The 5,544-nt window shown below is 32.5% G+C and carries 6 protein-coding genes; 4 read left to right on the top strand and 2 right to left on the bottom strand.

The genetic code is table 11. The features are described from left to right. The 4 genes from WBQ70_RS02820 to WBQ70_RS02805 all read left to right on the top strand — a co-directional run. Positions 1–483 (top strand): DUF1572 family protein (locus tag WBQ70_RS02820; protein WP_423910271.1); only part of this gene is annotated, 483 nt, incomplete at its 5' end. 6 nt (positions 484–489) lie between these two features. Further along, a complete protein-coding gene (locus WBQ70_RS02815; RefSeq protein ID WP_423910268.1) occupies positions 490–636 on the top strand; it encodes a hypothetical protein in 147 nt (48 codons plus the stop codon). Between the two features lie 6 nt (positions 637–642). Beyond that, positions 643–1,017 carry a DNA topoisomerase IV gene (locus WBQ70_RS02810; RefSeq protein ID WP_423910265.1) on the top strand — a complete coding sequence of 125 codons (375 nt, stop codon included), beginning with the start codon at positions 643–645 and terminating at the stop codon, positions 1,015–1,017. 74 nt (positions 1,018–1,091) lie between these two features. Further along, complete coding sequence (locus tag WBQ70_RS02805) at positions 1,092–1,862, top strand: TerC family protein (protein ID WP_423910263.1); 771 nt, start codon at positions 1,092–1,094, stop codon at positions 1,860–1,862. A 187-nt stretch (positions 1,863–2,049) separates the two neighbouring features. On the opposite strand, the gene WBQ70_RS02800 is transcribed toward WBQ70_RS02805, so the two are convergent. Together WBQ70_RS02800 and WBQ70_RS02795 are read right to left on the bottom strand one after the other, a co-directional pair. Next, positions 2,050–3,837 (bottom strand): cytochrome-c peroxidase, encoded by a 1,788-nt coding sequence (locus WBQ70_RS02800; protein ID WP_423910260.1) that lies wholly within the window; start codon positions 3,835–3,837, stop codon positions 2,050–2,052. Position 3,838: 1 nt separating this feature from the next. Then, a complete protein-coding gene (locus WBQ70_RS02795) occupies positions 3,839–5,290 on the bottom strand; it encodes an alkaline phosphatase PhoX (RefSeq protein WP_423910258.1) in 1,452 nt (483 codons plus the stop codon). Positions 5,291–5,544: the final 254 nt, after the last annotated feature.

Raw genomic sequence — 5,544 nt, 5'->3', positions numbered from 1 at the left:
TTACTTTTTCAAACAAATGAAAATACGAATAGCATTGCCACAATTGTCAAACACATCTCAGGCAATATGCTCTCGCGTTGGACTGATTTTATGACTACAGATGGAGAAAAAGAATGGCGTCATCGTGATGGAGAATTTGAAAATGATTTGGATTCCAAAGAAGCTATTTTAGAAACTTGGAACAAAGGTTGGGATTGCTTGTTTGCTACTTTAAACAATTTGCAACCTGAAGATTTATGTAAAATTATTTACATACGGAATGAAGGTCATACCGTCTTAGAGGCCATCAACAGACAACTGGCGCATTATCCTTATCATGTGGGACAAATTATTTTTTATGCCAAAGAGTTAAAAAATACAACTTGGGATAGTTTATCAATTGCTCGAAATAATTCCCAAAATTATAACACGGATAAGTTTGCAAAAGCCAAAGAAATTAAGAACTTTACCGATGATGAATTAAAGCGATTAAATAACAAATAACGTCTTATGCCCCAGATGGCAGTGGAAAGCCCGGACGGAATAAAACTATTTTTTCTTGGTAGAAAAGAGCGACCAGAGGAAGCTCCTTTTATACCATTAGAAAAAAAGTTTTATGAAGGAGGACTTGAAACGAACAGCTGGATTAGGCCCTAAATAAAAATGAAAAAATTACTTGTATTAGTTCCTGTATTGTCCCTTTTGATTTCATGTATGCAGGCAGAACGCAATTGTGCCGACTTTAAAACTGGAAAATTCAAATTTGAACATGAAGTCGATGGTGTTCTAAAAACGACCCTTTTTGAACGTAATGACAGTATTGAAATTGAGACTTATGAAGGAAAAATAGACACGGCTTCGATACGCTGGGTGAATGATTGCGAATATATATTGACAAAATTACACCCTAAATCGATGGCGGAGGAAAAAGCGGTGAACATCAAAATATTATCTACTAAGGACGATACTTATTTATTTGAATTTGGAATTGTGGGTATGGCTCAAAAACAGCGTGGTACGGCGACTAAGCTTGAGTAAAATAGTTCTTAGTACATTGTCCTTAGTCTTTAGTACATTGTGATTAGCGAAAAAATAATCTTAATTATATTAAAATGGAAGTATTCTTGAATCCAGATGCTTGGATTGCCTTATTGACCTTGACTTTTCTAGAGATTGTTCTAGGGATTGACAACATTATTTTTATCTCGATTGCTACAGGAAAACTGCCTGAAGAAAAACGAAAAAAAGCAACCAAACTAGGAATGTTCCTAGCGATGTTTATGCGAATTGCTCTTTTATTTGGAATCAACTTATTGATACAAATGAAAGAACCTTGGTTTACTGTTGATTTGAGTTGGTTTTCGGCTGGGATTACAGGGCAAAGTTTGATTTTACTTGTTGGTGGTTTGTTTTTGATTTACAAAAGCACCAACGAAATTCGGGAAAAAGTAGATCATAAAGGCGAAGAAGAACATGATATAAAAACGACTGCTACAAAGTCGTTCCAAAATGTAATTATGCAAATCATTATGATCGACTTGGTCTTCTCTTTTGACAGTATTTTGACTGCTGTAGGTATGACAAATGGTGTCGAAGGCGCATTATACATTATGGTTATTGCTGTGATTATATCCGTATTAGTAATGATGCAGTTTGCTGTTCCTGTGGGGACTTTTGTAAATAAGAATCCTTCAATTCAGATTTTAGGATTGGCTTTCTTGATTTTGATTGGCATGATGTTATTGACTGAAAGTGCGCATTTATCCAATGCTTTGATCTTTGGCAGCCACGTTACTCCTATCCCAAAAGGATATTTGTATTTTGCGATTTCGTTCTCTTTGTTTGTAGAGATGTTGAATATGAAGAGTAGTAGGAAAAAATAATTATTTTTGATATAAAATAATTAAAAATCTTAAGCAAATAAAAATTTGAGCGTATAAAAAATGGGGTACTAAGCCCCATTTTTTTTATTATAAGATTTATACCAAACACAAATGTAATAAATACTATATTGTTCCTCCACAACACCAGCCTCTCTCCAAAGGATTGTAAATTATATTTTAGTGGAACTTAATATATATCAGTTAATGTTTTTAGGAAATCCACCAATTCTTTTTCTTCTGTTTTAGATAAGTTCAAAGGTTCTGAGGATAAGGTTTGACGTTCTAATTGAATTCCTAAACCAGCTGCTCCTCCTTTGTTATAAAAAGAAATAACTTCTTCTAATGTATTAAAAACACCATTGTGCATATACGGACTTGTTTTTTCAACATTACGTACGGTGGGCGTTTTAAAAAAGAATTTTCTTTCGTTAGTTTTGTACACATTGTAGCGCCCTAAATCATCATCAATTTCAGGATGAATACTATCTTTTGTTTTGGGTACTCCAATCAATTCAATTTCAGATTCTTTGAATGAAGTAGGTACTAACCCGTTGAATAAAGGAGCAAAATGACAGGTGGCACATTTGGCTTTTCCTGTAAAAAGGTTAAAACCATTGATTTCACTTTGGGTTAATGATTTTTCTTTTCCTTGCATATTCAAATCAAATTTTGAGTTAAACGGACTTAATGACATGATATAGGAAGCAATTGCGGCTCGAGCCAAAATATTATCTCCCTTTTTATTATAAGCTTTTAAAAATGCTTTTTGGTAGGTCGTATTTTCTTTAATTCTTGTTTCAATATCATTCAATGACAAATGAAATTCGTTTGGGTTATTTACTACATCTACAATTTGACTTTCCAAACTCTCTGTACGATTATCATGAAAAAATCCCTTTTGGAAAGCTGCATAAAATAGTGTCGGCGAATTTCGTGTTGTTTTTGGTGAAAGGGCTATTCCATCAGTAAAATACAAGGCTTCTTTATGACAAGAAGCGCAACTGATATCTCTGTTTTTAGACAAAGCCACATCTTGAAAAAGTTGTTTCCCTAAAGCAACTTTATCAGCTTCTAATGGATTCCCTTTTTGATTGGTAAAATAATTAATATTAAAGGTTTCTTTGGAAAATAAATCTGCTATTTCATAATTAATAGGCTGCTTAAAAGGGAATTGTATTTTCCAATCAGTTACAGTAAGGTTCCATATTCCAAGTGCCTTTTGAGTATGATTTTTGATAAAATGGTATCTATCAAAATCTTTAAAATTTGATTTACTTAAAAAATCAACACTCATATTGATTTCCTTTTCCCAATCAGAATAAATTGTTTTATTTGTAAAATCATTTTTAAAAAAACCTAAAATCTTCAAAATAGATTGATAAGCTGCTTGACTTTCTACTAAGGAATTTTCTAGAGCAGGCGAATCAAAACCGGTGATTCCCGTTAAAGCAATACGATTGATCTCGTCACGTACAATCCATAAAATATGGTGTTTTTGTAAAAACTGAAAGGTTTGATTTTTATGTAAAAACTTTAATCGTGTACTCGTTATTTTAACCTGTTTTGCTAATTCATGTTCATTCACTTTTTCGTCAAAAAGAGTTTCCTCAATTACTTGAAAACCTGCTGGATTTTTTATTTTTATATCTGTAAAATCTTCTTCTTCTATTTTTAAAATATTTGGCTGATTTAAAAAACTGTAACTGTCTGAGTCTGTAAAAGACAATAATGGTTCTATTATTTTGAAGTGTTTTCTAGCTTCAACAAATAATTTTTGTTTTTCTTTAATCGAATTAGTTTCGTTCATTTTGTCTAAAACTGAACTCGTAATACCCAACTCAGATTTGTAATATTTTTCTAAATTTTTAAAAGCTGAAATCGTATCGTAAGTTTCTTTTTTTTTGCAACTTCCTAAAATAACCAAAAGGCTATATAAAAATATAGCCTTTAAGATATTGATATTTAATAATTTCATATTATCTCTCTAAACCTTTTAAAAGATACAATTGACTTCCTTCATTACTATCTGTAACAGGGTTTGCTTTTTTATCTGTAAAAGCTGGTTTTTCCCAACCGTGATTTTGAGTAATGACTAAGAAACTTCCTTCGACCCCAATGGTCTCTGAAACATCAATCATCCCTGTCAATTCCCACAAATTTGAAGCTTTACCTACACCTGCCGTCTCAGCCGCAGTTTGATTACATTCTAGAACAACTTTTAATGTTTTTGTATTGATATTGTATTGGTACAAATAAGCGAAATGTGTTTTGTCTGGTGTATCAGGATATCCGTTTGGATCTTCCATGATATACACATAGTCTTTAGTAACCATAACGTTATCAGGACTATGGAATGATTTTGCAATACCTGTTAAATTATCTCCGTCAAGTACACATGAAATTGTTCCTTTTGTTGGATCATTAGCATCTAAAACTACTTTATAAATTCTGCCGTAAAAAGTACCTTTACCTGTTAAAGCAGTTGATTTTCTACCCGTTACAGCAAAATAAATTTCTCTGTTTGCAGCAGCAGAACCTTTTCTATAATCAATATCTTCCACTCTTGAGAAACCCATAATTCCTTTGGCTCTTGATTCTGTTTCAAGTGCATCCAAAGTTCTTTCTGAATATTCTACAAATTCAGCTTGATATGTAGTACCTTCTTTCATATCCATTTCAAAGTTGATACCAGCAGTAGTAACTTTCAACCCATATAGCTTGCCACTTGAAAGATTACCTCTGTTACCCACGTACATAGCCAATTGTCCTGAAGGAGTAGTACTATCTGAAGTGTCATCACCAATAAGAACCACTGTTTTACTAGCATAAGCATCTTTGGCCAATACAACCGCATTTTCTGTAGACCATTGTCCTAAAGCTGGTAACAACGAAGCCAACTGTGCGTTATCTGCCTTTTTAAAAGGGTCTGTTGCAAAAACACCTTTTGATGCACCACCCCATTCTCCTCCTGAAAGGTATAATGGTCCAAAACCATGCTCTTCAACAGTAATTAAGGAACCTGAACATTGCGCTGTTCTAGCAGTTGCATCAGAATTCAAAATGTATTCCCCTTTTACAGGTTTAAAGGTTTTATCAAAAGTAATTCTAGCAATTGAATAATCTGCTTCGATATTATTAATTAAAGAGAACGTACCATCATTCAATTTAATTAATCCCATACCATCAGCCATAGAACCATAAACAAAATCAGGACTCTCAGATAATTTATCATCAGAACTCAACATAGAAAAAATCTCTAATTTCTCAAAACCTGCTTTTTTAGATAAATAAGCTGGTGTTACAGAATGATTTTTTAAATCAATACTCGACGTTTCTTTTGCATCGTTTCCGTCATCATTTTTATCACATGAAACAAAAACTGCTACAGTTAAAGAAAGTAATAATAAAGTGTTTAATCTTTTTTTCATTTTGGTGTTTTTTATATTAACATCGCAAAACTACAGGTGCAATGTAAACAAAAGGTATTTTAGGAATTAATTATACATTACTAGAGTATCAACAAACTGTTACTCCTCCCTATAAATGACGTTCAATGTTTACTAAGCTCAATAAAAAAAGGAGTCTATTCGATAATAACTATCGAATAGACTCCTTGATTATGTTTATAATTAAAATCTTAGTTCTTATATCCTTTTAAACTAGATTGCCATCCGCCATTGAA

The sequence above is a fragment of the Flavobacterium sp. genome, assembly GCF_049590715.1.
Classification (GTDB): Bacteria; Bacteroidota; Bacteroidia; order Flavobacteriales; family Flavobacteriaceae; genus Flavobacterium.
Note: the sequence above shows the minus strand (reverse complement) of the source record. Positions and strands in the feature narration are given on the sequence as shown.

Bases quoted from the DNA above. Each gene is read 5' to 3' on its own strand.
- WBQ70_RS02800 (WP_423910260.1), bottom strand. From the start codon at position 3,837: ATGAAATTATTAAATATCAATATCTTAAAGGCTATATTTTTATATAGC.
- WBQ70_RS02810 (WP_423910265.1), top strand. From the start codon at position 643: ATGAAAAAATTACTTGTATTAGTTCCTGTATTGTCCCTTTTGATTTCA.
- WBQ70_RS02795 (WP_423910258.1), bottom strand. From the start codon at position 5,290: ATGAAAAAAAGATTAAACACTTTATTATTACTTTCTTTAACTGTAGCA.
- WBQ70_RS02805 (WP_423910263.1), top strand. From the start codon at position 1,092: ATGGAAGTATTCTTGAATCCAGATGCTTGGATTGCCTTATTGACCTTG.
- WBQ70_RS02815 (WP_423910268.1), top strand. From the start codon at position 490: ATGCCCCAGATGGCAGTGGAAAGCCCGGACGGAATAAAACTATTTTTT.